The organism is Kitasatospora phosalacinea (assembly GCF_030268885.1).
Taxonomy (GTDB): domain Bacteria; phylum Actinomycetota; class Actinomycetes; order Streptomycetales; family Streptomycetaceae; genus Kitasatospora; species Kitasatospora phosalacinea_C.
On sequence record NZ_BSSA01000002.1, the window covers coordinates 39,504 to 64,640 of the forward strand.

At 73.4% G+C, this 25,137-nt stretch carries 24 protein-coding genes and 1 tRNA gene; 13 read left to right on the forward strand and 12 right to left on the reverse strand.

Annotated features, from left to right (window positions below; all coding sequences use genetic code 11):
* Positions 1-194 precede the first annotated feature (194 nt).
* Genes QSK52_RS03770 through QSK52_RS03785 form a run of 4 tightly spaced genes read left to right on the forward strand, consistent with a single transcriptional unit; the run spans position 195 to position 3,109 of the window.
* Complete coding sequence (locus QSK52_RS03770; protein ID WP_285733556.1) at positions 195-632, forward strand: helix-turn-helix domain-containing protein; 438 nt, start codon at positions 195-197, stop codon at positions 630-632.
* Between the two features lie 14 nt (positions 633-646).
* On the forward strand, positions 647-1,204 hold the full coding sequence (locus tag QSK52_RS03775; protein WP_285733558.1) for a hypothetical protein: 558 nt from the start codon (positions 647-649) through the stop codon (positions 1,202-1,204).
* Positions 1,197-2,429, forward strand: coding sequence for an MAB_1171c family putative transporter (locus QSK52_RS03780; RefSeq protein WP_285733559.1), 1,233 nt, complete (start codon positions 1,197-1,199; stop codon positions 2,427-2,429). Before QSK52_RS03775 ends, QSK52_RS03780 begins: the two co-directional genes overlap by 8 nt.
* Complete coding sequence (locus QSK52_RS03785) at positions 2,426-3,109, forward strand: DUF2236 domain-containing protein (protein ID WP_285733561.1); 684 nt, start codon at positions 2,426-2,428, stop codon at positions 3,107-3,109. Before QSK52_RS03780 ends, QSK52_RS03785 begins: the two co-directional genes overlap by 4 nt.
* 284 nt (positions 3,110-3,393) lie before the next feature.
* Here QSK52_RS03785 and QSK52_RS03790 read toward each other — a convergent pair whose 3' ends face one another.
* From QSK52_RS03790 to QSK52_RS03800, 3 genes are read right to left on the reverse strand one after another with little or no spacing between them, the layout of a single operon-like run.
* On the reverse strand, positions 3,394-3,828 hold the full coding sequence (locus tag QSK52_RS03790) for a PGPGW domain-containing protein (RefSeq protein WP_285733563.1): 435 nt from the start codon (positions 3,826-3,828) through the stop codon (positions 3,394-3,396).
* 59 nt (positions 3,829-3,887) lie between these two features.
* A complete protein-coding gene (locus tag QSK52_RS03795; protein ID WP_285733565.1) occupies positions 3,888-5,003 on the reverse strand; it encodes a hypothetical protein in 1,116 nt (371 codons plus the stop codon).
* Between the two features lie 43 nt (positions 5,004-5,046).
* Positions 5,047-5,391, reverse strand: a complete 345-nt coding sequence (locus QSK52_RS03800) for a hypothetical protein (RefSeq protein WP_285733567.1) — start codon at positions 5,389-5,391, stop codon at positions 5,047-5,049.
* Positions 5,392-5,606: 215 nt separating this feature from the next.
* Between QSK52_RS03800 and hrpA the strand changes: the two genes are divergently transcribed.
* Together hrpA and QSK52_RS03810 are read left to right on the forward strand one after the other, a co-directional pair.
* The gene (gene hrpA / locus QSK52_RS03805; RefSeq protein ID WP_285733569.1) at positions 5,607-9,581 is read left to right on the forward strand and encodes an ATP-dependent RNA helicase HrpA; all 3,975 of its coding nucleotides are present in this window, start codon (positions 5,607-5,609) and stop codon (positions 9,579-9,581) included.
* 128 nt (positions 9,582-9,709) lie between these two features.
* A tRNA-Asp gene (locus QSK52_RS03810) sits at positions 9,710-9,783 on the forward strand.
* 348 nt (positions 9,784-10,131) lie between these two features.
* Here the strand turns inward: QSK52_RS03810 and bldC are convergent.
* Both bldC and QSK52_RS03820 read right to left on the reverse strand, forming a co-directional pair.
* The gene (bldC, locus tag QSK52_RS03815; RefSeq protein ID WP_030459248.1) at positions 10,132-10,338 is read right to left on the reverse strand and encodes a developmental transcriptional regulator BldC; all 207 of its coding nucleotides are present in this window, start codon (positions 10,336-10,338) and stop codon (positions 10,132-10,134) included.
* A 484-nt stretch (positions 10,339-10,822) separates the two neighbouring features.
* Positions 10,823-11,734, reverse strand: a complete 912-nt coding sequence (locus QSK52_RS03820) for a hypothetical protein (RefSeq protein ID WP_435053152.1) — start codon at positions 11,732-11,734, stop codon at positions 10,823-10,825.
* A gap of 161 nt (positions 11,735-11,895) precedes the next feature.
* Here QSK52_RS03820 and QSK52_RS03825 point away from each other — a divergent pair, with 161 nt between their 5' ends.
* Both QSK52_RS03825 and QSK52_RS03830 read left to right on the forward strand, forming a co-directional pair.
* Positions 11,896-13,038, forward strand: coding sequence for a Glu/Leu/Phe/Val dehydrogenase dimerization domain-containing protein (locus QSK52_RS03825; RefSeq protein WP_435053153.1), 1,143 nt, complete (start codon positions 11,896-11,898; stop codon positions 13,036-13,038).
* Positions 13,039-13,410: 372 nt separating this feature from the next.
* Entirely contained in the window at positions 13,411-13,650 is a 240-nt protein-coding gene (locus tag QSK52_RS03830) for a DUF3073 domain-containing protein (protein WP_033217334.1), read from the forward strand.
* Between the two features lie 138 nt (positions 13,651-13,788).
* On the opposite strand, the gene purM is transcribed toward QSK52_RS03830, so the two are convergent.
* The 3 genes from purM to QSK52_RS03845 form a co-directional block, all read right to left on the reverse strand.
* Complete coding sequence (purM, locus tag QSK52_RS03835; RefSeq protein ID WP_285733575.1) at positions 13,789-14,865, reverse strand: phosphoribosylformylglycinamidine cyclo-ligase; 1,077 nt, start codon at positions 14,863-14,865, stop codon at positions 13,789-13,791.
* 68 nt (positions 14,866-14,933) lie between these two features.
* Positions 14,934-16,514, reverse strand: a complete 1,581-nt coding sequence (purF, locus tag QSK52_RS03840; RefSeq protein WP_285733576.1) for an amidophosphoribosyltransferase — start codon at positions 16,512-16,514, stop codon at positions 14,934-14,936.
* Between the two features lie 194 nt (positions 16,515-16,708).
* Positions 16,709-17,524 (reverse strand): diacylglycerol kinase, encoded by an 816-nt coding sequence (locus QSK52_RS03845; RefSeq protein WP_352230266.1) that lies wholly within the window; start codon positions 17,522-17,524, stop codon positions 16,709-16,711.
* A 126-nt stretch (positions 17,525-17,650) separates the two neighbouring features.
* On the opposite strand from QSK52_RS03845, the gene QSK52_RS03850 reads away from it, so the two are divergent.
* A complete protein-coding gene (locus QSK52_RS03850) occupies positions 17,651-18,934 on the forward strand; it encodes an adenylosuccinate synthase (RefSeq protein WP_285733578.1) in 1,284 nt (427 codons plus the stop codon).
* A gap of 131 nt (positions 18,935-19,065) precedes the next feature.
* Positions 19,066-19,659 carry a GNAT family N-acetyltransferase gene (locus QSK52_RS03855; protein ID WP_285733580.1) on the forward strand — a complete coding sequence of 198 codons (594 nt, stop codon included), beginning with the start codon at positions 19,066-19,068 and terminating at the stop codon, positions 19,657-19,659.
* A 10-nt stretch (positions 19,660-19,669) separates the two neighbouring features.
* Here QSK52_RS03855 and QSK52_RS03860 read toward each other — a convergent pair whose 3' ends face one another.
* The 3 genes from QSK52_RS03860 to QSK52_RS03870 form a co-directional block, all read right to left on the reverse strand.
* Positions 19,670-20,092 carry a DUF350 domain-containing protein gene (locus QSK52_RS03860; protein ID WP_285733582.1) on the reverse strand — a complete coding sequence of 141 codons (423 nt, stop codon included), beginning with the start codon at positions 20,090-20,092 and terminating at the stop codon, positions 19,670-19,672.
* Positions 20,093-20,185: 93 nt separating this feature from the next.
* Positions 20,186-20,677, reverse strand: a complete 492-nt coding sequence (locus QSK52_RS03865) for an LURP-one-related/scramblase family protein (RefSeq protein WP_285733584.1) — start codon at positions 20,675-20,677, stop codon at positions 20,186-20,188.
* 69 nt (positions 20,678-20,746) lie between these two features.
* Complete coding sequence (locus tag QSK52_RS03870; RefSeq protein ID WP_285733586.1) at positions 20,747-21,535, reverse strand: aminoglycoside 3'-phosphotransferase; 789 nt, start codon at positions 21,533-21,535, stop codon at positions 20,747-20,749.
* Between the two features lie 119 nt (positions 21,536-21,654).
* On the opposite strand from QSK52_RS03870, the gene QSK52_RS03875 reads away from it, so the two are divergent.
* A complete protein-coding gene (locus QSK52_RS03875) occupies positions 21,655-22,398 on the forward strand; it encodes a phosphotransferase (protein WP_285733589.1) in 744 nt (247 codons plus the stop codon).
* 15 nt (positions 22,399-22,413) lie between these two features.
* Here QSK52_RS03875 and QSK52_RS03880 read toward each other — a convergent pair whose 3' ends face one another.
* The gene (locus QSK52_RS03880) at positions 22,414-23,538 is read right to left on the reverse strand and encodes a hypothetical protein (RefSeq protein WP_285733591.1); all 1,125 of its coding nucleotides are present in this window, start codon (positions 23,536-23,538) and stop codon (positions 22,414-22,416) included.
* 142 nt (positions 23,539-23,680) lie between these two features.
* Here QSK52_RS03880 and QSK52_RS03885 point away from each other — a divergent pair, with 142 nt between their 5' ends.
* A complete protein-coding gene (locus tag QSK52_RS03885; protein WP_285733593.1) occupies positions 23,681-24,391 on the forward strand; it encodes a hypothetical protein in 711 nt (236 codons plus the stop codon).
* A 108-nt stretch (positions 24,392-24,499) separates the two neighbouring features.
* Complete coding sequence (locus QSK52_RS03890; protein ID WP_285733595.1) at positions 24,500-25,117, forward strand: hypothetical protein; 618 nt, start codon at positions 24,500-24,502, stop codon at positions 25,115-25,117.
* Positions 25,118-25,137 lie beyond the last annotated feature (20 nt).

A 25,137-nucleotide genomic window follows, 5' to 3' on the forward strand; every position in this document is an offset into this window, starting at 1 on the left:
CGGCGCCCGAGCATCCGGATGCCGATCCTGCCGACCTGGTCCACGGCGTGTCAACTATCGTGGATTCTCCGGCGCCACCCCGCACCCCGTGCACGAGCGACCCCCACGCTTTCCGCACGATTCCACCAACGGTCGTGCAGAAGGGGACGGACGAGGGATACGCCCGGGGGTAAGGAGCCTCTATGATCCGGCACATGCCCCAGGACACCTCCCGCGCCGGAGCCCCGGACTTCGCCAGCCGCTTCCGGCGCCTGATAGCGGTGATCTACCCCAAGGACCTCGGCCGTCCCTGGCGCGACACCGAAATCGCCGAAGGCACCGGGCTGAGCGGCACCTACATCGGCAACCTGCGCAAGGGCACCCAGAAACCGAGCCTGGAGAACGCCGTCCGGATCGCGAAGTTCTTCGGCGTCCCGCTCGACTACTTCTCCGATTCCGAGACCGCCCGCGCGGTGGAGCAGGACCTGCGCAAGATCGAGGCGCTGCGGGACGCCCGGGTCGAGCGGATCGCGATGCGCGCGGCCGGACTGCCCCCCGAGATGCAGGACGCCGCACTCACTATTGTGGAGCAGTTGCGGCGGGCCGTGGGCCTGACCGACGGGCCGCCGGACGCGGCCGGCCCGACGACGTGACGGAGCGTCAGCAGGTGCCGCTGGGACACTGGCGGCTGCCGGAGGAGGTCGACGTGCGGGGAGCGGGCAGCGGACTGGGGCGGACCCGCCGCCGGATGCGGGCGGTCGCGCGCGACCTGCGCCTGCCGCCGCTGAGCACCGTCGAGGAGCTCTGCGACGCGGTCTCCGCCCACCTGGGCCGGACCATCCGGATCGCCCCGCGCCGGATGCGGGTCGGCGAGCCCTCCGGCTTCGTCGAACGGCTCCCCGCCGAGGACGTCGTCCACGTCGAGGAGGAGACCTCCGGCCTGCACCGGGCGCACATCGTCTGCCACGAACTGGCCCACCTGCTCTGCGGCCACCTGCCCGTGCCCGCCGCGCACGACCCGGACGCCGCGCGGGTCGAACTGCCCACCCTCGACCCGGAGATGGTCCGGCTGGTGCTCGGCCGCTCGCACTACGACGACGACGCCGAGGAGGAGGCCGAGGTGCTCGGCGCCGAACTGATGCGCGTCCTGGTGCTGGCCCCCGGCGCCGGGACCACCTCGCAGCTCGCCCCCGCGCTGGAGCACCGCAAGGGACAGCATGTCTGAACTGCCGTACGACCTGGTCTACCTGGGCATCGGCGGCGGCGCCTGGCTGGTCGCCGCGCTGAAGCTGCGGGCCTGGCGGCGCGACCCGTCCTTCGGGCTGCTGGTGGTCGCCCTGGCGATCGCCTCCCCCGCCACCGCCTTCCTGCTCGCCTCCCCCGTGCTGTACCGGGCGATCGGGCACCTCACCGGCGTCGGCAACCTCGCCACCCTGTTCGTCTACCTCGGCATCGTCGGCTTCTCCGCCGCCGCCGTCGTCCTCGCCCTGGTCTGGACCCCGCCCGAGGAGCGCACCGGCAGCCGGGTCTGGGCCCCGCTGGACGAGCGGCTGCGGCAGCGGGTGCGCCACCGCACCGCCGTCTTCGCCGCCCTCGTCCCCGTGCTGGTCGCCCTGTTCCTGGCCGGCGGCCCCTACCGGCCCGAGACCCCGCTCACCTTCGACACCACCTTCGCCCCGCGCACCGCCACCGCCCTGTTCCTCGCCCTCTACCAGGGCCTGTTCGCCTACGCGCTGGTCGACATCGGCCGGGTCTGCCTCGGCCACGCCGCCCGCCTCCCGCTCGGCCCGCTGCGCCGCGGCATCCGGCAGATCGCCCTCGGCGCGCTCACCGCCTGCGGCTACGTGCTGTGCAAGATCGCCGCGATCGGGCTGGCCCACGCGGGCGTGGAGGGCGCCGAGTGGCTCAGCACCGCCCTCGGCCCGGCCTTCGCCGCCCTCGGCGCGGTCGGCATCACCTGCGGCTTCGCCGGGCCCGCCGCGGCCGCCTGGGCCGCCCGCCGCCGTGACTTCCGTGCCCTGCGCCCGCTCTGGGAGCTCGTCTACCGGGCCGACCGCCGCCTCGCCCTGGAGGGCCCGCCCTCCCCCGCCTGGCGCGAACGCCTGGCCCTGCGCGACCTCGAATGGCGCACCACCCGGCGCGGACTGGAGATCCGGGACGGTCAGCTGACCCTCCGTCCGTTCGTCGACCCCGCCGCCGTCCACGCCGCGCAGCGCCTGGCCGGACGCGCCTCGCTCGCCCCCACCCACCGCGACGCCCTGGTGGTGGCCGCGGCGCTGCGCTCCGCCGTCACCGCCCTCGCCGCCGGGGCCGTTCCCCGCCCCCGCGAGGAGCAGCCCGTCCTGCCCGGCCTGGACACCGCGCCCGACGAGGAGCGCACCCACCTCGTCCTGGTCGCCGCCTACCTGCGCTCCCCGCTGCTGGGGCGCGCCCTGGAACCCCCCGCGTGACCCTCCCGCCGCCGCCCCCGCGGGACGCCTTCGCCGCCCTCGTCCTGCACCGGCGCCCGCAGCGCGCCCGGGTCGGCCTGACGCTCGGCTTCGTCCGCACCTTCGCCGTCCCCGAGATCGCCGAAGTCCTCTCCGGCACCGGCAGGCTGACGTCCGCGCCGAAGGCCCGGGCGAAGGCCACCGGCGCCATGATGTTCGCCCTGATCGGCCACGGCGTCGACAGCCCCGCCGGGCGCGGGATCGTCGCCGAGCTCGCCGCGATGCACCGGCTCCCCGGCGTGGACGAGGAGTTGATGCGCTACGTGCTGGCCTGCTTCACCGTCTGCCCGGTCGAGTTCGCCGCCGCCACCCCCGCCGAGCGCGAAGCGGCCGCCGCCTTCGCCGCCGACCTCTCCGCGGCCCTCCGGCTCCCGCCGCCGCCCGGGCCCACCCTGGCCGGGACCGCCGCCTGGATGCGGGAGTTCGAAGCCGCCAGGTTCGCCCCCAGCGCGGCCGGACGCCACCTCTGGCACGCCGTCGCCCCGCTCTTCGCCGCCCGGCTCCCCGGCCCCCTCGCCCGCCACGCCCCCGCCTTCGCCGCCGCCCTCCTCGACCCCCCGCTGCGCGCCGCCTTCGCCCTCCCCCGCCCCGCCCTCCCCCTGCGCGCCGCCGCCCGCCTGGCCTTCCACCTCACCCGCTAGCGCCTTCGGCAGGATGCCCCTTCAGGGGCTCGGGAAGAACGGCGGTAGCCCCGTCAGAGGGCTCGGGAAGAACGGCGGTGGCCCCGTCAGGGGCTCGGGGAACGGCGAGTCCGTGCTGCTGACGGCCGGAGCCCATCGAAGGTCCGTGCTGCTTCGGGCCGCAGTAACAGAACCCGAAGCCACCGCACGCACCACCAGTGAACCGTGAGCAGCCCCGAGCCCGCCGTTCCCCGGGCCCCTGATGACGCGCCTCGCCGTTCTCCCCGGGCCCTGAGGTCTCAGCCCTACCGGCCCCCGTGCACCCGGCGGTAGCTCCAGCCCAGCAACCCGAGCAGGATCAGCCCGGAGAGCACCAGGCTCGCCCCCGTGGGCCAGCCCGCGAACGGCAGCGAGGGGACGAGCCCGGCGACCACGCCCGCGCCGATCAGGCCGAGCCCGGCGAGGACGGAGCCCGCGATCCGCCAGCCGGAGGCGACGCTCGCCTCGACGCCCTGCATGGCCTTGGCCCGTACCGGCTCCACGAAGCGGGCGAAGGCCGGCACCGCGCGGGCGACGAGCACCAGGCCGGCCAGCAGGAGGAGCATGCCGGGGCCGGGCAGGATCAGCAGCACCACGCCCACCGCGATGAGCACCGCCCCGGCGACGCCGAAGGCGACCCGGGCCACCGGATGGACCGAGGTGGGGTCGGCTTCGTACCCGGGGCGCTGCTGCTCGCTCATCGACCCACCCTAACCGGACGGCCCGCCGTTCCCGCCGCAGCGCGGCGTCGCACCGCCCGTCACATGCCGTTCTTGCGGATCGGGGTGTACTCGGACAGCTTGGACATCTGCACCTCGTGCGAGATGCAGCCCTGGCTGCCGGAGTCCTCCAGGATGATCGCCCGGGTGTGCGCCGCGTCCGCCCAGCCGCCGAAGAGCACCACGTGCTGCTCCCGGCGGTTGTCGACCACCAGCGCGTCGCCCGGCTGGAGGTCGCTGCGGGCGATGTGGTGGGCGATGCCCGAGGACTCGCTGATCAGCGGCCCGGTGGTGGTGCCGGGACCGGGCAGGCCCCAGGCGGCCGAGACGAAGCCGGAGCAGTCGACCCGGTAGCCGTTGGTCACGGCGCCCTGGCTGTAGCCGAGCCTGCGCTGGACGCGCTCCATCGCCCGCTCCACCATGGCCCGGCGCTCGTCCGACACCCCGTCCAGCTTGGGCTCGGCCTTCACGCCGACGCCCTCGCCGTTGCGCGGGTGCCGGTGGTCGGACCAGGCGTCCCAGCTGTTGCCGTTGACGATCTTGGTCTTCCAGTCGCCGGTCGAGCGGTCCTTCAGCTTGGGGCCGTCGTGCTTGCCGCCCGGGCCGCTGATGACCCCCGTCCCGTCGTTGCCGCTGGTGTCGGTGCCGCCGTGGTGCGGCGAGGAGGGCTGCCCGGCGTGGCCACCACCACCACCGCCGCCACCACCGGTCCCGCCGCCGCCCCGGCCGCCGCCCGCGCCGTCGATGCCGGTGCTGGGCGACTTGGGCGAGGTGGGCTGGGCCTGGCCGCCGTCGTGCTTGCGCTTGAGGTCCTCGGCGATCTTCCGCTCGACCGCCTCGTAGTCGGCGATCAGCTTCTTGATCTTCGCCGCGTCCTCGCCGAGCTCCTTGGTGAGCTTCTCCTTGGTCCTGGCGAGCGCCTCGGCCCGGGCGCTGATCTCGTGGACGTCCCGGGTGACCTCGGCCAGGATCTTCCCCGCACCGAGGACGCCCATGATCCAGCCCGAGAACACGTCGGTCGCCGCCGCCTTGGCCACGGTCGCCTTGATGTGCCCGAGTTGGCCGGACATCTCCTCCATCCGCTGGTTGATCTGCTCGAAGTCCCGCTGGATCTTCAGCAGTTCACCCGGCTGGAAGCCGAACTGGTTCCCCGCCATCGCGGTGTTCCCCCTCTTTCTCCGTCACCCCGACCGGGACGTGCTACAGGACGTTGGCGAGCTGCTTGACGGAGTCGCCGAGCTGCCCGAGCTCGTCCGCCACGGAGTTCAGCTCGCGCACCCGGCCCTGCGCGTGCGCGATGAACGCGTCCGCGGCCGCGCCGTGCCAGGTCAGGCTGCCGAGCAGGCTGTTGACCTCGCGGCCGAGGCCGTCGACCTGCTTGCCCAGTTCGGCGAGCTCCTGGGCGATCTTGTTCAGCTCGGCGTCGGCGTCGCCGAACATCTTGCCGAGCGCCCAGTGCGCGATCTCGGCCGGTGCCATGACGATGTCCTCGGCGACCTTCGCCGCGTCACCGACGAGGTGCTTGACGTCTCCGATCAGGTCCATGACCCGTCCCCCTGTTTCCCCGTGCGACTCTTCCCCGAAAGCCTGTTCCCCCCAGGCTAGTCAGTCCGCCGCCCGGACGAAATGGGTGGGTACCCGGTCGATTCCGCCCGCGGGCCCGGCGGCGGCTGTTCGCGGTCGGCCCGCCGTGCCTGTGACACTGGACGTGCTCGAAAACCGAGGTGCGCCCCGGCCCCCACTTTTTGCAACCTAGAGGGATGCCCGCAGTGAGTTCTCCCGTAGCCCCGCAGCCCGCCCCCACCTTCGCGGAGCTGGCCGCCCGGCTGCCCGGCGTGATGCTGCGCGACGCGCAGCGGCTCGGCCGCCGCCTGGAGGGCACCCGCAAGGTCAGGTCGGCCGAGGGCCGGCAGAAGGTGCTGACCGAGCTGGCGTCCGACTTCGACCGCTCCGAGGCCCGGGTGGCCTCCCGCCGGGCGGCCGTCCCGGTGATCAGGTACCCGCAGGAGCTGCCGGTCGCGCAGAAGAAGGACGAGATCCTGGCCGCCGTCCGCGACCACCAGGTGGTGATCGTGGCGGGCGAGACCGGCTCCGGCAAGACCACCCAGATCCCGAAGATCTGCCTGGAGCTGGGCCGCGGCGTCCGGGGCCTGATCGGCCACACCCAGCCGCGCCGGATCGCCGCCCGCACGGTGGCCGAGCGGGTGGCCGAGGAGCTGGGCACCCCGCTGGGCGAGGCGGTCGGCTGGAAGGTCCGGTTCACCGACCAGGCCGGCCAGGACACCCTGGTCAAGCTGATGACGGACGGCATCCTGCTGGCCGAGATCCAGACCGACCGGGACCTGCGCCAGTACGACACCCTGATCATCGACGAGGCGCACGAGCGCAGCCTGAACATCGACTTCCTGCTCGGCTACCTCAAGCAGCTGCTGCCCCGCCGCCCCGACCTCAAGGTGGTCATCACCTCCGCGACCATCGACCCGGAGCGCTTCGCCGCGCACTTCGACGACGCCCCGATCATCGAGGTCTCCGGCCGCACCTACCCGGTGGAGGTCCGCTACCGCCCGCTGGTCGAGGACGACGAGCTCGACGGCGAGGAGGACACCGACCGGGACCGCGACCGGGACCAGGTCCAGGGCATCTGCGACGCCGTCGAGGAGCTCCAGGCCGAGGGCCCCGGCGACATCCTGGTGTTCCTCTCCGGCGAGCGCGAGATCCGCGACACCGCCGACGCGCTGACCAAGCTGAAGCTGAGGTCCACCGAGATCCTGCCGCTGTACGCCCGGCTCTCCTCGGCGGAGCAGCACCGGGTGTTCCAGCGCTCCTCGCAGCGCCGGGTGGTGCTGGCCACCAACGTCGCCGAGACCTCCCTGACCGTCCCCGGCATCAAGTACGTGATCGACCCGGGCACCGCCCGGATCTCCCGCTACAGCCACCGCACCAAGGTCCAGCGCCTGCCGATCGAGGCGATCAGCCAGGCCAGCGCCAACCAGCGCAAGGGCCGCTGCGGCCGCACCTCGGACGGCATCTGCATCCGGCTGTACTCGGAGGAGGACTTCCTCTCCCGCCCCGAGTTCACCGACGCCGAGATCCTGCGCACCAACCTGGCCTCGGTGATCCTGCAGATGACCGCGGCGGGCCTGGGCGACATCGCCGCCTTCCCGTTCCTCGACCCGCCGGACTCCCGGAACATCAAGGACGGCGTCAACCTGCTGCACGAGCTGGGCGCCCTCGACCCGGACGAGAAGGACCACCGCAAGCGGCTGACCCCGCTGGGCCGCAAGCTCGCCCAGCTCCCGGTCGACCCGCGGATGGCCCGGATGGTGCTGGAGGCCGACCGCCTCGGCTGCGTCCGCGACGTGATGGTGATCGCCGCCGCGCTCTCCATCCAGGACCCGCGCGAGCGCCCCGCCGAGAAGCGCCAGGCCGCCGACGACCGGCACCGCCGCTTCCAGTCGGAGACCTCCGACTTCCTGTCCTACCTGGCGATCTGGCGCTACGTGCGGGAGCAGCAGAAGGAGCTGTCCTCCTCGGCGTTCCGCCGGATGTGCAAGTCCGAGTTCCTCAACTACCTGCGGATACGGGAGTGGCAGGACGTCTACGTCCAGCTGCGCACCATCGCCAAGCAGCTCGGCGTCACCGTCGACGAGCCCGCGGACGACGCCGAACCCGACGCGGACCGGATCCACCAGGCGCTGCTCTCCGGCCTGCTCTCCCACCTGGGCCTGTTCGACGCGGAGAAGCGCGAGTACGCGGGCGCCCGCGGCGCCCGGTTCGCGGTCTTCCCGGGCTCGGGGCTGTTCAAGAAGCCGCCGCGCTGGGTGATGTCGGCGGAGCTGGTGGAGACCTCCCGGCTGTGGGCGCGGATCAACGCGAAGATCGAGCCGGAGTGGGTGGAGCCGCTGGCGGCGCACCTGATCAAGCGCACGTACAGCGAGCCGCACTGGGAGAAGAAGGCCGGCGCGGTGCTGGCGTACGAGAAGGTGACGCTGTACGGGCTGCCGATCGTCGCGCAGCGCAAGGTCAACTACGGCCGGATCGACCCGGAGCTGTGCCGGGAGCTGTTCATCCGCACCGCGCTGGTGGAGGGCGACTGGGAGACCCACCACCGGTTCTTCGCGGAGAACCGCAAGCTGCTCGACGAGGTCGAGGAGCTGGAGAACCGGGCCCGCCGCCGGGACATCCTGGTGGACGACCAGACCCTGTTCGACTTCTACGACGCCCGGCTGCCCGAGGACGTGGTCTCCGGGCGGCACTTCGACGCCTGGTGGAAGAAGGCCCGCCGCGAGCAGCCCGACCTGCTCAACTTCGAGAAGTCGATGCTGATCAACGACTCGGCGGACGGGATCACCGAGGAGGACTACCCGGACTTCTGGCAGCAGGGCAAGCTGCGCTTCCCGCTGACGTACCAGTTCGAGCCGGGCAGCGACGCGGACGGCGTGACGGTGCACATCCCGCTGGCGGTGCTGAACCAGGTGGTGTCGGAGGGCTTCGACTGGCAGATCCCGGGCCTGCGCGCGGAGTTGGTGACGGCCTGGATCCGCTCGCTGCCCAAGGCGGTGCGCCGCAACTTCGTCCCGGCCCCGGACTACGCCCGGGCGGCGATGCGCGAGCTGACCGACCGCCAGGAGCCGCTGCTGCCCACGCTGGAGCGGGTGCTGCACCGGATGTCGGGCCTGCCGATCCCGCCGGAGGCGTGGGACGAGGAGCGCGTCCCGGACCACCTGAAGGTGACCTTCCGGGTGGTGGACGGCAAGCGCAGGCTCGCCGAGTCCAAGGACCTGGAGGAGCTGCGCCGCAAGCTGCAGCCGAAGCTGTCGGCGACGCTGTCCAGCGCCGCGTCCGGCCGCGGCATCGAGCGCACCGGCCTGACCGCCTGGCCGGACGACCTGCCGGTCCTCCAGCGCACCTTCGAGCAGCGCTCCAGGGGCCACTCGCTGCGCGCCTACCCGGCGCTGGTGGACGAGGGCACCAGCGTGGGCATCAAGCTGTTCGACACCCCGGAGGCCCAGCAGCGGGCGATGTGGGCGGGCACCCGCCGCCTGCTGATGCTGCGGGTCAACTCCCCGGCCAAGTCGATCCAGGGGCGGCTGGGCAACCAGGCCAAGCTGGCCCTGTCGTACAACCCGCACGGCTCGATCCCGGCCCTGTTCGAGGACGTGGTGGCGGCCGCGACCGACCGCCTGATGGAGTTGAACGGCGGCGTGGTCTGGGACGCGGAGGCGTTCGGCGCGCTGTACGACAAGGTCCGGGCGGACCTGTACGAGCTGTCGGCGGACACCACGCTGAAGACGGCCTCGGCGCTGATCGCCTTCCACAAGGCGTCGACCCGGCTGAAGTCGGTCTCCAGCCCGGTGCTGCTGTCGGCGGTGAACGACGTGCGGCTGCACCTGGCCTCGCTGGTGCACCCGGGCTTCGTGTCCGAGACCGGCTGGCAGCGCCTGGGCGACCTGAAGCGCTACCTGCTGGCGGTGGACCGCCGCCTGGAGGCGCTGCCCAACCACCCGCAGCGGGACCTGCAGAACCTGCTGAAGGTGCAGGCGGTGCAGCAGGCGTACGGGGAGCTGCTGGCGCGGGTCCCGGCGGGCCGGGAGCCGTCGCCGGAGGTGAAGGCGGTGCGCTGGATGATCGAGGAGCTGCGGGTGAGCTTCTTCGCGCAGGGGCTGGGCACGCCGAGCCCGGTGTCGGAGAAGCGGATCCTCAAGGCGATGGAGGCCGCCGCGGCGACCCTCTGAAGCCCTGGTCGGGCCGGGTGGCGGGCCGGCTCCGGGGTGCTCCGGAGCCGGTTCGACCTGGGGGGTCGCGATGCAGTACAGTCTGTCTTGTTCGCAGGCGAGAGCAGGCGGGCAAGGATCAGAACACTGGTCCCGTGGAGCAGTTGGTTAGCTCGCCACCCTGTCAAGGTGGAGGTCGCGGGTTCAAGTCCCGTCGGGATCGCAGTAGCGCAAGGCCCGGAACCGTGAGGTTCCGGGCCTTATCGCGTTCCCGGGGTGCCGCGCAAGATAACGTCGCTGTGATCACCGTCACTGGAAACCTTTTGAGATGTGACGCGGGGAGCATCTCCGCAAAGTGCCCTGATTTAATATGTAAAATTGTACTGGCTTTCCCAGTAATCCCCCCCTCCCCAGCCACCCCAAAGGGAATCACGCGTTCCGCGCCGGACCGCCCGCCGAACGCGACCGAGGGCCGCCCCTTCCGACCCGGCGGAGTCGGAGGGAGCGGCCCTCGGCCTGTCGGCGGCGCCCCGACCCGGCGGAGTCGGGGGGCTGCCCGGAAGAACGGGGATCAGACCTCGGTGCGCTGGGCCGGAATACCGGCCAGCAGGGCACGCACCTCCGCCTCGCGGTAGCGGCGGTGGCCGCCGAGAGTCCGGATCGACGTGAGCTTGCCTGCCTTGGCCCAGCGGGTCACGGTCTTCGGGTCCACGCGGAACATCGTGGCGACCTCTGCCGGCGTCAGCAGGGGCTCGGCGTCAGGGGTACGAGCGGTCATGAGCGGCCTCCTCGGGAGAACCGAACCAGGGCGGTTCTATCCTTCAAATTCTGCACCTTGGCCCGCGATGCCCGAAATGGCACGGACGGGCCGAGTCGGTTATAGGACGAACGGCTTGTCCTGGTGTCTACAACTACACCATCCGTCCAGCCCCATCGGCCAAACCGTCAAAATTGACCCCTCACGGGTTCAAGAGCGACGGAAGGCCCCGGACCACCCCATAGCGGACAGTCACGCGGTGGTGACGTCCGGTCACGGTGCGACACGCCTGCATGGCCTTGGGCTGGTTGTCCCATTTTGGCACATAGGTCTGAGTTCGCGTCAACGGTGAGTAGTATCACGTTCCATGGGGATTGACCCGATCCGGGACCATGGTCCCGAAACCGCGGCAATGGTACGGACCATCCTGGCCCCTCGCACCGACATTCGGCCAGGGGAAATTTCCTGACGGCCCGTCGCCTCCCCCGCGCCGCCCCCGGCCGGTTCAGGACGCCTGCCGCAGCGCCAGCACCCGCCGCCAGCGTGCCGTGAGCCCCTCGTAGGCCCGCAGCGCCGCGCCGGTGTCCCCGGCCCGCAAGGAGCCCAGCCCGTCCGCCAGTTCGCCCACCGAGCGCTCCCGGGCCAGCCCCTGCGGGCCCAGCAGCCGGGCCAGGCCGCCGTAGTCCAGCTCCACCAGCGAGCGCGGGTGGAACTCCTCCAGCCACCGCCCGACCTCCTCCGCGCCGTCCCCCAGCGAACCGCCCGGCGTCCGCTCCCGCAGCACCCGGTACGCCCGGGCCACCCGGCGGCGGGCCTGCACCATCGAGGTCAGGTAGAACAGCGCGGCCGGTTCCGGCCGCTCGCCCTCCCCCGAGGAGCCGTACTCGCCCTCCGGCACGTGCTGCCGGTCCTCCTCGCCGAACGGCAGGAACCAGCGCAGCGGCACCTCCCAGCGGCTGGTGGCGATCCACGGCCGGGCGTCCGGGTGGTCCAGCTGCCACTGCGCCCGGTCCGCCTCCGCGGCCGCCCGCAGGGCCGGGGGCAGCACGGTGTCCACCAGGTGCGCGGGCAGCGTCCGCTGCAGCTCCTGCAGGGCCAGCCAGCCGCGCAGCCGGGTCGTCCACGGGCAGACGTAGACCACCCCGTCCAGCACCCGCACGTACGCCCGCTCGTCCTCCTTCTCGGGCAGCGGGCGGGGCGTCAGGGCCGCCAGGGCGGCCAGCGCGGCCCGCTGCTCGGCCAGCGCCGCCGCGGTGACCGGCTGCCCCGGCCCCTCCGCGTCGGGCCCGTGCTCGGCGGCGTACGCCTGCCAGCGGGCGCGGTCGGGCTCGGGGAAGGCGGCCAGCGGCTCGTAGACCCGGAGCTGCGCGGTGTACGGAGGAAGCACGGTCGTGCGCCAGGCGGTCACGCTCCGCATCGTCGCACGCGCCCGCGGGAGGCGTCAGGGTGTCGTGCGAACGGCTTCGGTCGTTGTGTTTCCGGGGCCTCCGGGGGCAGATTCGAAGGCGACCCCGGCACTAGGCTTCTGTCCAGACGCCCGCACCACCGCCGCGGGCCATCCCTACTGGAGTCACCACAGTGACCGACGTACACACCACGCACCCCGCACCAGGCGTGCTGGGCCGAGTCTTCGGCACCGACCCGGACGGCGAGGGGCACGAGCAGGTCGTGCTCTGCCACGACCGCTCCACCGGCCTCAAGGCGATCATCGCCATCCACTCCACCGCCCTCGGCCCCGCCCTGGGCGGCACCCGCTTCTTCCCGTACGCGACCGAGGAGGAGGCGCTGCAGGACGCGCTGAACCTCTCGCGCGGGATGAGCTACAAGAACGCCCTCGCCGGGCTCGACCTCGGCGGCGGCAAGGCCGTCATCATCGGCGACCCGGGCAAGGACAAGAACGAGGCGATGCTGCGCGCCTACGGGCGCTTCGTGCAGTCCCTGCGCGGCCGCTACGTCACCGCCTGCGACGTGGGCACCTACGTCCAGGACATGGACGTGGTGGCCCGGGAGACCGAGTTCGTCACCGGCCGCTCGCCCGAGCACGGCGGCGCCGGGGACTCCTCCGTCCTCACCGCCTTCGGCGTCTTCCAGGGCATGCGCGCCTCCGCCCGGGCCCGCTGGGGCCAGCCGACCCTGCGCGGCCGGCGGGTCGGCGTGGCGGGCGTCGGCAAGGTCGGCCACTACCTGGTCGGCCACCTGCTGGAGGACGGCGCCACCGTGGTCGTCACGGACGTCTCCGAGGCCGCCGTGAACCGCGTCCGGGCCGCCCACCCGGAGGTCGAGGTGGTGGCCGACACCGCCGCCCTGCTGAACGCCGCACTGGACGTCTACGCCCCGTGCGCGCTCGGCGGCGCGCTCACCGACGAGACCGTCGCGGCGCTCGGCGCGGCCGGCACCGCGATCGTCTGCGGCGCGGCCAACAACCAGCTCGCCCACCCCGGCGTCGAGAAGGACCTCGCCGACCGCGGCATCCTCTACGCCCCCGACTACCTGGTGAACTCCGGCGGCGTGATCCAGGTCGCCGACGAGATCGAGGGCTTCAACTTCGACCGGGCGAAGAACAAGGCGACGAAGATCTTCGACACCACGCTGGAGATCTTCACCCGCGCCGCCGCCGACGGCGTGCCCCCGGCGGTGGCCGCCGACCGGCTCGCCGAGAAGCGGATGCGGGAGATCGGCGCGCTCCGCTCGGTGCTGCTCCCGGCGGCCCGCCGGGGCTGACCCGCGACCGCCCGTGCGCGCGGGGCCGGCACCGCCCGGCCCCGCGCATCACGATGTGGAACCGGATTCTCAGTCCGTCCCCCGATCGGGCGATGCCGCGCCCCCTTCGGGGGATAATCTCTGCAGGAACGACGGGTCCGGCCACGTGCCGGACAGCCTGCGAAAGCCGCGTAATTCCCCTCTGACCTGGGCGGACCCGGTTCGGGGGGGCGAGGGTGCGCGCCACGTCACACCGGCGACGTACCGTCCGGCGGCGGAAACAGGTACCGTTAATGCTCCAAGGGACGGTTTCCCACTTCGGGCAGGCCGGACCTGATCATCAACACGTGTCAGACTCGGGGCCGTGAGCCCCACCGTTGAGGGGGTCGACCCATGGGGCGCGGCCGGGCCAAGGCCAAGCAGACGAAGGTCGCCCGCGAGCTGAAGTACAACAGCGGCGGGTTCGACGCTAACCGTCTGTCTCACGAGCTGGGTGTATCTCCGTCCACCGCGATCGAGCCTGAACCGATCGAGGACGACGACGAGGACGACCCCTACGCGGCGTACGCCGACAGGTACAACGACGACGACGATGACGACGAGGACACCCCTCCGGCTCGTCGCCGCGCCTGACGTTCTCCGACCGGGCCGGTCCGAGCGCTCCCCGTGAGCGCCGGGCCGGTTTTCGGCGTCCCCGCACGGGGCGTCGGCCGGAGGACGGACGCGAAGGGCCCCGCCGCAGCGCGACGGGGCCCCTCGACGTGCCTCGGCTCAGAACGCCTCGTAGGCGTTGTACAGCGCGGCGCCGCCCTCGTGCCCGTCGGTGCGCTCGACCACGTCGCCGAGCAGCCAGGCCTCCACGTCGCGGTCCTCCAGGACGGCGAGCACGGTGTCGACCGACTCCGGCGGGACGACGGCGACCATGCCGACGCCCATGTTCAGGGTCTTCTCGATCTCCAGGGTCTGCATCGCGCCGACCTCGGCGACGGTGCGGAAGACCGGCAGCGGCGTCCAGGTGCCGCGGTCCAGGCGGGCGTGCAGGCCGTCCGGGATGACCCGGGCCAGGTTGGCGGCCAGGCCGCCGCCGGTGACGTGCGAGAAGGCGTGGACCTCGGTGGCGCGGGTCAGCGCCAGGCAGTCCAGCGAGTAGATCCTGGTCGGCTCCAGGAGTTCCTCGCCGAGGGTGCGGCCGAACTCCTCGACCCGGCGGTCCAGCGACCAGCCGGCCTGGTTCAGCAGCACGTGCCGGACCAGCGAGTAGCCGTTGGAGTGCAGGCCGGAGGCGGCCATCGCGATCACCACGTCGCCCGCGCGGACCCGGTCCGGGCCCAGCAGCGCGTCGGCCTCGACCACGCCGGTGCCCGCGCCCGCGACGTCGTACTCGTCCGGGCCGAGCAGGCCCGGGTGCTCGGCGGTCTCGCCGCCGACCAGCGCGCAGCCGGCCAGCGTGCAGCCCTCGGCGATGCCCTTGACGATCGCGGCGACCCGCTCCGGGACGACCTTGCCGACGCAGATGTAGTCGGTCATGAACAGCGGCTCGGCGCCGCACACCACCAGGTCGTCGACGACCATGGCGACCAGGTCGTGGCCGATGGTGTCGTGCTTGTCCATGGCCTGGGCGATGGCGACCTTGGTGCCGACGCCGTCGGTGGCGGTGGCCAGCAGCGGGCGCTCGTAGCGCTTGAAGGCGGAGGCGTCGAACAGTCCGGCGAAGCCGCCGAGCCCGCCGACCACCTCGGGCCGGTTGCTCTTCTTCACCCACTGCTTCATCAGCTCGACGGCGCGGTCGCCGGCCTCGATGTCGACACCCGCGGCGGCGTAGGTCGCCCCGGTCTCGTTGCTGGTCACCTGGTGTGGCCCTTTCGAAGTGGTGGTACCGCCGCCCCCGGCACCCGGGCCGGGGGCGGTGCGCACGGTTACGGGCGTCGCAGCGCGTCCGCCGCGCCGGCGCCGCCCAGCAGCGACTGCACGCCGTCGAGGTCGCTGGTCTGCTTGCTGCCGCGGACGGGCTGCTTGGCCTGGCCGCCGGCGATCTCCGCTTCGAGCAGGAGCTTGCCGAGCAGCGCCGGGTCGGGCAGCTCCATCGGGTACTCGCCGTCGAAGCAGGCCCGGCAGAGCTGGTCCTTGGGCTGCTTGGTGGCCTCGATCATCCCGTCGATGGAGATGTAGGCCAGCGAGTCGGCGCCCAGCGAGCGGCCGATCTCGTCGACCGACAGGCCGTTGGCGATCAGCTCGGCGCGGGTGGCGAAGTCGATGCCGAAGAAGCACGGCCACTTCACCGGCGGCGAGGAGATCCGGATGTGGACCTCGGCCGCTCCGGCCTCGCGCAGCATCCGGACCAGTGCGCGCTGGGTGTTGCCGCGGACGATCGAGTCGTCCACGACCACCAGGCGCTTGCCCCGGATGACCTCCTTGAGCGGGTTCAGCTTGAGCCGGATGCCGAGCTGGCGGATGGTCTGGTTCGGCTGGATGAAGGTGCGGCCCACGTAGGCGTTCTTCACCAGGCCGGAGCCGAACGGGATGCCGCTGGCCTCGGCGTAGCCGATCGCGGCGGGGGTGCCGGACTCCGGGGTCGCTATCACCAGGTCGGCCTCGACCGGGGACTCCGCGGCCAGCCTGCGGCCCATCTCCACCCGGGAGAGGTGCACGTTGCGGCCGGAGATGGTGGTGTCCGGGCGGGCCAGGTAGACGTACTCGAAGACGCAGCCCTTGGGCTTGGCCTCGGCGAAGCGCGAGGTGCGCATGCCGTTCTCGTCGATGGCGATCAGCTCGCCGGGCTCGACCTCGCGGATGAAGCTGGCGCCGACGATGTCGAGGGCGGAGGTCTCCGAGGCCACCACCCAGCCGCGCTCGATCCGGCCGAGCACCAGCGGGCGGATGCCCTGCGGGTCGCGGGCGGCGTAGAGCGTGTGCTCGTCCATGAAGACCAGCGAGAAGGCGCCCTTGACGCCGGGCAGCACCTTGCGGGCCGTCTCCTCGATCGTCAGGTCCGGGTGGCCGGCCAGCAGGGCGGTCAGCAGGTCGGTGTCGTTGGTGGCCGCGGTCCGGCCGGAGCGGGAGACGTGCTCCTCGCCCGGCAGTTCGGCGACCATCGCCGCGAGTTCGGCGGTGTTGACCAGGTTTCCGTTGTGGCCGAGGGCCAGCGAACCGTGGACGGTCGCGCGGAAGGTCGGCTGGGCGTTCTCCCAGACCGAGGACCCGGTGGTCGAGTAGCGGGCATGTCCGACGGCGATATGCCCGTGCAGCGACCCCAGGGAGGTCTCGTCGAAGACCTGGGAGACGAGTCCCATGTCCTTGAAGACGAGAATCTGGGAGCCGTTGCTCACTGCGATGCCCGCGGATTCCTGTCCGCGGTGCTGCAGGGCATAGAGGCCGAAGTACGTGAGCTTCGCGACCTCTTCGCCGGGAGCCCAGACACCGAAGACGCCGCAAGCGTCCTGGGGGCCCTTCTCGCCGGGGAGGAGGTCGTGGTTGAGTCGTCCGTCACCACGTGGCACGTCTCCGAGTCTAGGGCAGCCTGGGCGAACGGCCTGATGGCAGCCTGCTGGTACGCGCGTAGATACCGCCTCTTACCAGTTTTCCGCCCGCGGGGTGGCCGCCTTCACGCCCTTGTCATCGGGCCTTCGCACGGTGGACGGGCGGGCGAACGTGAGCCTGCTCACCCTGGGTGACCGGGAGCGGTCGCGGGCGCTCAGGCGGCGGGCAGCAGCAGCCGCCAGGAGGCGGGGCGGACCGTCCAGGTGCGGTGCCGGACCGGGCCGACCGGGCAGCCGTCGGCCTCGTAGCCGAAGTCGCGCCCGGCGACGGTGAGCAGGCCGGCCCGGTGGCGCTGCGGGCGGCCGTCGAGGTCCAGGGCGAGCTCCATCGCGCCGTCGACCATCGCCACCCGCAGGTGGCGGACCCGCTGGTGGACGTCGGCCAGCAGGCGGCCGTCCGCCTCGATCCGCAGTTCCTCCGGGCCGGAGGGGCTCGCCTGCTCGGCCGCAGCCAGTTTCGCCCATAGCGAACGCCAACCACCCGTCCGGCCCTGGCGCGGCCCGGTGAAGCGCACCTCGGCCAGCACCACGCCGCCGCCGTCGTCCAGCAGCAGGTCCAGGCGCCGGGCGGTGCCGCCCAGCACGGCCCGGGCCGCCGCGACCGGCTCGGCGGGCACCCCGAGCAGCCGGGCGGTGGCGGTGGCCACCGGGCCGCCGACCGGGACGAGGCCCACCGGGTCGGCGTCCAGCTCGCGCTGCCGGTGCAGGGCCTGCAGCACCCGCTGCAGCGCCTGGTCGGACCCGATCACCACGGCCCGCCGCCGCCCCCGGTGCGCCAGCACCCGGTCCAGCTCGGACGGGCTCTCCGGCAGCGCGACCTTCACGTCGGCGCCGCCGCACAGCACGTCCTTGGCGATCCGCACCGACTCGCCGTCGGCCTCCCGCGCCGAGGGGTCGAGCAGCACCAGCAGCGGCCCGGGGCCCCCGGTGTCGTCCGGGGGGCGGGATACGGGCGTGGACAGCGACGACACGACCGGTCCTTCCTCAGGTAATCTCTCGGTGCAAGAGCCCCTTGCGCCATTGCGCTAGGGGCTTCGTCCATCTCGGGCCAGACTGCGGTCTACGCAGGATGCCCCAACCGGAAGGGGTGTACGCCTGTGCCGGCACTCGTGCTCGTTGGTGCCCAGTGGGGAGACGAGGGCAAGGGGAAGGCCACCGACCTCCTCGGCGGCTCCGTCGACTACGTCGTCCGCTACCAGGGCGGCAACAACGCCGGTCACACGGTGGTCATCGGCGACCAGAAGTACGCCCTGCACCTGCTGCCCTCCGGCATCCTCAGCCCCAACGTCGTGCCGGTGATCGGCAACGGCGTCGTGATCGACCCGGGCGTGCTGCTCTCCGAGCTCAAGGGCCTGGACGAGCGCGGCATCGACACCTCGAAGCTGCTGATCTCCGGCAACGCGCACCTGATCACCCCGTACCACCGGACGCTGGACAAGGTCACCGAGCGCTTCCTCGGCAAGCGCCGGATCGGCACCACCGGCCGCGGCATCGGCCCCGCCTACGCCGACAAGATCAACCGCGTCGGCATCCGGGTCCAGGACCTGTTCGACGAGTCGATCCTGCGCCAGAAGATCGAAGCCGCGCTGCACGACAAGAACCAGCTGCTGGTGAAGCTCTACAACCGGCGCGCGATCCCGGCCGAACTGGTGCTCGAGGAGTACCTGGGCTACGCGGACAAGATCAAGCCGTACCTGGCCGACACCACCCTCGTCCTGGACGAGGCGCTGAAGGCGAACAAGGTCGTCCTGCTGGAGGGCGGCCAGGGCACCCTGCTGGACGTGGACCACGGCACGTACCCGTTCGTCACCTCGTCGAACCCGACCTCCGGCGGCGCCTGCACCGGCTCCGGCATCGGCCCGACCAAGATCGACCGGGTCATCGGCATCCTCAAGGCGTACACCACCCGCGTCGGCTCGGGCCCGTTCCCGACCGAGCTGCTGGACGCCGACGGCGACGCGCTGCGCCGGATCGGCGGCGAGCGCGGCGTCACCACCGGCCGCGACCGGCGCTGCGGCTGGTTCGACGCGGTGATCGCCCGCTACGCGACCCGGGTCAACGGCCTGACCGACTTCTTCCTCACCAAGCTGGACGTGCTGACCGGCTGGGAGCAGATCCCGGTCTGCGTCGCGTACGAGATCGACGGGCAGCGGGTCGAGGAACTCCCGTACAACCAGTCGGACTTCCACCACGCGAAGCCGATCTACGAGAACCTGCCCGGCTGGAGCGAGGACATCTCGAAGGCGAAGACCTTCGCCGAGCTGCCGAAGAACGCGCAGGCGTACGTGAAGGCGCTGGAGGAGATGTCCGGCGCCCCGATCTCGGCGATCGGCGTCGGCCCCGGCCGGACCGAGACCATCGAAATCAACTCCTTCCTGTAGGCCCGGAAGGCGCCCGCGGAAGGCCCGGCACCCCTGCTGCAGGGGTGCCGGGCCTTCCGCATGCCCGGGAAGGTTTGCACTAGTGCATATATCGCTTGCTACTGGTGCAATGAGGCCCTACGGTGGGGCGCATGACCGCGAAGCTGCCCGCACCCGTCGTCCTCACCGGCCGCCACGTCCGGCTGGAGCCGCTCACCCGCGCCCACGTGCCCGACCTGTTCGCGGCCGGCGGCGGGGACGAGGAGGTGTGGCGGTGGATCCCGGTGCCCGTGCCGCGCACCGAGGCGGAGATGGCGGAGGTCATCGACGACCGGCTCGCCGACCGGACCTGCACGCCGTTCGCGGTGGTGGCGGTGGGGAGCGGGCGGGCGGTCGGGGTGAGCTGCTACTTCGACGCCAGTGCCGAGGAGGAGCAGCTGGAGATCGGCGGCACCTGGTACGGCCGCGCGGTGTGGCGCACGGCGGTCAACACCGAGGCCAAGCTGCTGCTGCTCGCGCACGCCTTCGAGGACCTCGGCATGGGCCGGGTCTGCTGGAAGACCGACCACCTCAACGAGCGCTCGCAGAACGCGATCCGGCGGCTCGGCGCCTCCTACGAGGGCACCTTCCGGCGCGCCAAGCGGCGGCCGGACGGCAGCTGGCGCGACAGCGTGTACTTCTCGATGCTGGCCGACGAGTGGCCCGCCGCCAAGGCCCGGCTGGCCGGGCGGCTGGCGGCCGGCTGAGGACCGGGGGTCAGTAGATGGCGGCGGAGACGATCGCCGCCACGGCCAGGTTGGTGGAGGCGGTCACCCAGACCGCCGGGTGCGGCTCGGGGTCGACCAGCAGCTCGCCGAGCCGGCCGGGCGTGACCAGGTCCAGCACCCAGAACGAGACCGCCATCAGCAGCAGGCCGAACAGGCCGAACACGGCGGCCGCGACCAGGCCCTTCACGAACTCCTGGTAGGTCGACACCACCGCGGTGAACACGATCGCGCCGATCGCCAGCAGCGCCGAGCTGAGCACCACGGCCGCGTTGCGGTTGCGGTCGATCCAGATCTGGCGGCGCAGCTCACCGGGCGTCAGCGCGTCCACCAGCAGCACGCCGAGCAGCAGCAGCACCAGGCCGACCGCACCGTACGCCGCCGCGTAGCCCAGCTGCTGAAGGATGTCGTCCATCCGCTCCGCCCCTCCTGCCCGTCCGCTCGCCGGCCCCGTGCCGAGGACCGGCACAACATAGCGCACGGGGCGGGCGGAGGCGGGGGCCGTGCCTCAGTCGTTGTGCTCGACCAGGCGGTCCAGGCAGACCGCGATCGCGATCATCAGCGGGACGTCGACGCCGTCCTCGACCTCCACGCCGTAGGTGTCGCGGATCCGGAACCACTTGCGGGAGACCTCGGCGAGGCGGTGGCCGTCGCCCTTGACGGTGTACTCCTTGTCGATCAGGTCGCCGTGCACCTCGTACTCGCCGCCGCCCTCCAGCTCCACGTGGTACTTGTCGTGGAACGGGGTGAACAGCTTCTTGCGGACGGTCGCGACCACGTCCCCGTCCGCGTTCTCGATCTTCATCGCGTCGCGGACGGTCAGCACCTTCTCCCGGATGGTGGCGACCGTGTTGCCTTCGGTGTCCTGCAGCTCGAAGGTGTCGCGGACCCGCAGCACCTTGCCGTCCACCAGGAACGCCTTCTCGCCGTGCTCGTCCTCGACCCAGTAGTCGTCGCCGACCGCGAAGAGGCGCTCCTTGACCACGAACTTCCGACCCATGTCCCCGACTCCTCGTCTGGTGCTCGCCGGCCCGCCGTCGGGCGGCACCCGACATGGTGCCACCGGCCCCTACGTCAGGTCCCACAACAGGCGGTAGTAGGCGAGGCGTTCGGCGTCCGGCTCGACGCCGTACGCCTCCAGCAGGGGACGCTCCCAGCCCAGGCCGTAGTTCCACACCGTGCTCCAGGAGGCCACCGCCAGGTCCGCCCAGCGGTCGGCGGTGCCCAGGGCGCCCAGGTCGACGTGGCCCGAGAAGCGGCCGTCGTCGCCGACCAGGGTGTTGGGCGCGCAGGCGTCGCCGTGGCAGACCACCTCGACGTCGACCGGCGGCGGGTCGGCGAGCACCGCCAGCGCCCGGTCCACCGTGCCGTGGTGGCGCACGTCCTCGTGCCAGTCGGCCGGGTCGCGGCGCAGCGCGACCGCCCGGGCGACCCGGCCCGGCGCCGACCAGTCGTACGGGCACTCCGCGACCGGCAGCGCCTCGTGGAAGGCCCGCAGGCCCTCACCGACGGCCCGCACCGCCGTCGCCGGATCCCGCCCGAACGCCTCGTCGACGGCCGAACGCCCCGGCAGGCCGGCCGTCAGCAGCCAGCTGCCGCGCTCGTCGCCGCCCAGCCCCAGCACCTCCGGGACGGTGGTGAACCGCCGCGCCCAGCCCAGCCGTTCGGCCTCCGCCGCCAGGTCCGCCGGGCTGCCGGACGGCGCCCACTTCACGAACCGCCGCCCCGGCCCGTCCCCCAACCGGAACGTCAGGCCGTCCAGCACGTTGCGCCACACCGCGACGATCGGCTCTCCGGCGGCCAACTCGACGACGGCGGGCGGAACTTCGGTGTCACCCTCCGGTACGTACGCGATCATCCGGCCATTGTCGCGCGGGCGGCGGCCGGGCGTCACCCGGGTTTCCGGCGCGGAACCGGGGCCGCCCCCGGGGCGTACTAGCGGCTGGCGGCTGGCGGTACGGAGAACGGAGGAAGCACGTGCTCGACGGTGTCCACGACGCACCACTCGGCGAACTGCTCGGCGAACCGCCCGGCGAACTGCTCGGCGCCGGTCGGACCGCCGACGTCTTCGCGCTGCCCGACGGCCGGGTGCTGCGCCGCTACCGCACCGGGGCCGACGCCCGCGGCGAGGCCGAACTCATGGCGCACCTCGCCGGGCACGGCTACCCGGTGCCCGCGGCGTGGCCCGGCGAACGGTCCACGGACCTGCTGATGGAACGGCTGGACGGCCCCACCCTGGCGCAGGCCGTCATCACCGGCACGCTCGCGCCCGACGCCGCCGGACGGATGCTCGCCGACCTGCTGCGCCGCCTGCACGCCGTCCCGCCGCGCACCGCCGCCCGGCCCGGCGACCGGCTGCTCCACCTCGACCTGCACCCCGAGAACGTCCTGCTCACCGCCCGCGGGCCGGTCGTCATCGACTGGGCCAACGCCGCCGAGGGCGACCCCGGCCTGGACGGCGCGATGAGCGCCCTCGTACTCGCCCAGGCCCTGCTCGGCATGCCGCCCGCGTACGCCGAGGCCGCCACCGCCGTCCTGGTCCCCCTGCTGCGCGGCCTCCCCCCGCTCACCGCCCACCACCTCGCCGCCGCCCGCGAGCGCCGCGCCGCCGACCCGGCGCTCGACGCCGCGGACCACGGCCGACTGGACGCGGCCCTCGCCCTGGTCCGCGCCTGCGCGGCGGAGGCGGCAGAGCAGAGGGGTAGCGGGGCAGCGGGGTAGCGGGCGGGTTGCCGGTCAGGCGTCTGCGGTTTCGGCTTCGGCTTCGGCTTCGCCGAGCAGTCCGGTCAGGAACTCCAGCCGGGCGCTCGCCGGGCCGGTCCTGCGGGCCGCGGCCAGCGCGGTGCGGGCCTCCTCGGCCCGGCCCGCCCGGTGCAGGGCCAGCGCCAGCGTCGCGTACGCCATGCTGCGGCGCAGCGGAGGGCTGGCGACGGCGGCCGCCGAACGGGCCTCGTCGACGGCCGGTCCGGTGCGGCCGTTGGCGAGGTGGTCCAGGGCGATCAGGTCGGTGCCGGTGCGGTAGTCGCGCGGCAGGAGGCGGGCGGCGGCGTACTGGGCGCGGAAGGCGGCGCGGTCGGCATCGGTGGCGGCGCCGGTCTCGTCCAGGTAGGCCAGCGCCCGGGCGTGCAGCAGGGCGGCATGGTCCACGCCAGTGGCGGCCAACTCCACTGCCAGGTCGGCGAGTTCGCGGTAACGGCCCTCGGCGAGCAGCACGCTCAGGGCGACCGCCCCGGTGTCGGGGCCCTCCCCCTCCGGCAGCGCGTCCAGCAGGCGACGGGCCTCGGCGACGTCGCGCTGCAGCACCTCCGCCACTTCCGGCAGGCCCGCCGGGGCCGGCTCGGGGGCGGGGACCGCACTGACCGCGACCGTCAGCAGCACCGGCCGGACCACCGAGAACAGGCACATCACCGCGGCGGACCGGCCGAAGCTCCCGCCCGCCAGGGCCAGCAGCTGCGAAGCCAGCACGGCCACCGTGAGGAACAGCAGCAGGGCGGGGACCAGCCGTCCCGGCCGCAGCGGCCTCCCGGGCCGGGCGCCGAGGGCGACGGGGGCCAGCACCGGCAGCGGGATCCGCCGCAGGTACCGCGGCCCGCTCCGCCCGAGCGTGGCGCGCACCACCCTCCCGACGCCGAACGACCAGCCGGCCGCCTGCAGCCCGAACCACCGCCCCGGCCCGGCCAGGTAGCCGGCCCACAGCCACCGCAGGGCGTACGTCCCGGCGAGGGCTCCGGCGGCGGGCGGCAGCACCGTCTCCGCGCCGCCGCCCACGTAGGGCAGGCACAGCGCCGCCGTGGCCGCGACCAGGAGCACCCGGTAGGTCTTGTCCACCAGCGTCCAGCGCCGGAGCAGCAGGTTCCTCACGGCGGGCGATCGTGCCAGAGCCCCCGCCGCGGTCCGCGCCCGGGGTCTCCAGACCGCGGCTTGCCGAAGCTTTGCCCGGCGGCCCGGGACGCGGCCGCCGGACCCGCAGTAGCCTCGCCCGGCGTACTCGGGGGGAGCGGCGATGACGAGCAGAGCCCAGCGCAGGAAGCGGACGCAGCCGGGGCGGCGCGCCCCCGTGCCCGCTCCCCTCGGGCGGCGGGACGCGGCGCTGTCGGCCCGGGCCGGGGCGAACGGCGTCCCGGCCCGGCGGACGCGCCAGCGGCTGCGGGCCGGGTGGGCGGTGATCGCGCTCGGGGCGGCGCTCTGCCTCGTCGGGCTGGAGGCGCTGCGCCGGGCGCACCTGCTGCCCGGGGACGCGCTGTTCTTCCTGGGGGACGGGCTGGTCGGCATCGTGCTCCAGGGGCTGCTCTGGTCGACGGTCGAGGGCCGCACCGTCGTCCACGGCCCGGGCGGACGGCTGGCCACTGCCCGGACCCTGATCGGGCTCCGGACCCTCCGCCTCGACCTGCCCGCCCGGGTCCGCCGGGTGCGGCTGTGGGGGCGCCCGCGGGTCTGGGACGGGCTGTGGGTCACCGACCGCCGGGGGGTGACCCTGCTGCTGGACGACGCCCGGGCGGTGGCCCGGATCGGCGCGGCGGTGCGCGCGGCGCAGCAGGCGGGGGAGCCGGTCCGGGTCTCCCGGTCCGCGGCCGTCCGGCTGGGTCTGGAGCCGCCGCCGGGCCGGGTGCGGCGCACCGTCCGGGGCGTGGTCGACTTCTCCCTGCAGATCGCCGTGCCGCTCGGGACGGTCGGACTCTGCGGCCTGTTCAGCTGGGTGCTCACCTTCGGCTGACCCGGCTCCCCGGAACCGGACACCGTCCCGAACCGTCTTGCACGGGTGGAGAGTTTGAACACGAAGGGCCCGACCGGGACCGACACCGCGAACGGCCAGGAGACGACGATGCGGTTCCCGCGGGTGCCGGAGCACCACCGGCGCCGGACGGGCGTGCTGCTCGCCGCCGCCTCCCCGCCCGTCCTGATCGGCCTGGGCCTGCTGAGCACCGGCGCGGGCCACGAGGACGTCTGCGCCGCGGCGGGCCTCGCCGTGCTGGCCGTCTCCCTGCTCGGGCTGGCCGCGCTGCGGGCGGGCCGGGCGCGGACGGCGGCGGCCGGGCTGTGCGGGTTAGCGCTGCTGCTGGTGCCGGGGTGGCTGCTCACCGACCAGCTGCGGCACCACCGGGGGGTGCTCGCCGAGGTCACCGTGACGGGGGCACACCGCACGGACGGCCTGTTCTCCGCCCCGTCCTGGGCCTGCGACGTCCGACGCACCGACGGACGGCCGCTGGCGCACCCGGTCGTCCCCCGCTGCGGCCCGTCCGACCTCGGCACCACGGTGACCCTCCTGGTGGACCCGGACGGCTGGCTGCCCCCGGCCTCCGCCGAGCGCAGCAACTGGGACGACCCCTCCCCCGCCCCGGACCTCGCCCTGACCGCCCTCGCCCTGACCGCCTGGGCCCGGATCACCCTGCGCACCACCGCGCCCGCCCGGCCCGCTGAAGGCGCCCGGGGCGCTCGCTGACGTCACGCCCCGGCCGGGGG

What these genes read in the sequence shown, in the direction of transcription:
- QSK52_RS03795 (WP_285733565.1), bottom strand. Translation starts at nt 5,003, where the DNA reads ATGGCGGGGAACCAGTTCGGCTTCCAGCCGGGTGAACTGCTGAAGATC.
- QSK52_RS03820 (WP_435053152.1), bottom strand. Translation starts at nt 11,734, where the DNA reads ATGCGGAGCGTGACCGCCTGGCGCACGACCGTGCTTCCTCCGTACACC.
- QSK52_RS03865 (WP_285733584.1), bottom strand. Translation starts at nt 20,677, where the DNA reads ATGGGTCGGAAGTTCGTGGTCAAGGAGCGCCTCTTCGCGGTCGGCGAC.
- QSK52_RS03855 (WP_285733580.1), top strand. Translation starts at nt 19,066, where the DNA reads ATGACCGCGAAGCTGCCCGCACCCGTCGTCCTCACCGGCCGCCACGTC.
- QSK52_RS03780 (WP_285733559.1), top strand. Translation starts at nt 1,197, where the DNA reads ATGTCTGAACTGCCGTACGACCTGGTCTACCTGGGCATCGGCGGCGGC.
- QSK52_RS03885 (WP_285733593.1), top strand. Translation starts at nt 23,681, where the DNA reads ATGACGAGCAGAGCCCAGCGCAGGAAGCGGACGCAGCCGGGGCGGCGC.
- QSK52_RS03770 (WP_285733556.1), top strand. Translation starts at nt 195, where the DNA reads ATGCCCCAGGACACCTCCCGCGCCGGAGCCCCGGACTTCGCCAGCCGC.
- hrpA (WP_285733569.1), top strand. Translation starts at nt 5,607, where the DNA reads ATGCCCGCAGTGAGTTCTCCCGTAGCCCCGCAGCCCGCCCCCACCTTC.
- bldC (WP_030459248.1), bottom strand. Translation starts at nt 10,338, where the DNA reads ATGACCGCTCGTACCCCTGACGCCGAGCCCCTGCTGACGCCGGCAGAG.
- QSK52_RS03890 (WP_285733595.1), top strand. Translation starts at nt 24,500, where the DNA reads ATGCGGTTCCCGCGGGTGCCGGAGCACCACCGGCGCCGGACGGGCGTG.
- QSK52_RS03790 (WP_285733563.1), bottom strand. Translation starts at nt 3,828, where the DNA reads ATGAGCGAGCAGCAGCGCCCCGGGTACGAAGCCGACCCCACCTCGGTC.
- QSK52_RS03870 (WP_285733586.1), bottom strand. Translation starts at nt 21,535, where the DNA reads ATGATCGCGTACGTACCGGAGGGTGACACCGAAGTTCCGCCCGCCGTC.
- QSK52_RS03860 (WP_285733582.1), bottom strand. Translation starts at nt 20,092, where the DNA reads ATGGACGACATCCTTCAGCAGCTGGGCTACGCGGCGGCGTACGGTGCG.
- QSK52_RS03800 (WP_285733567.1), bottom strand. Translation starts at nt 5,391, where the DNA reads ATGGACCTGATCGGAGACGTCAAGCACCTCGTCGGTGACGCGGCGAAG.
- QSK52_RS03830 (WP_033217334.1), top strand. Translation starts at nt 13,411, where the DNA reads ATGGGGCGCGGCCGGGCCAAGGCCAAGCAGACGAAGGTCGCCCGCGAG.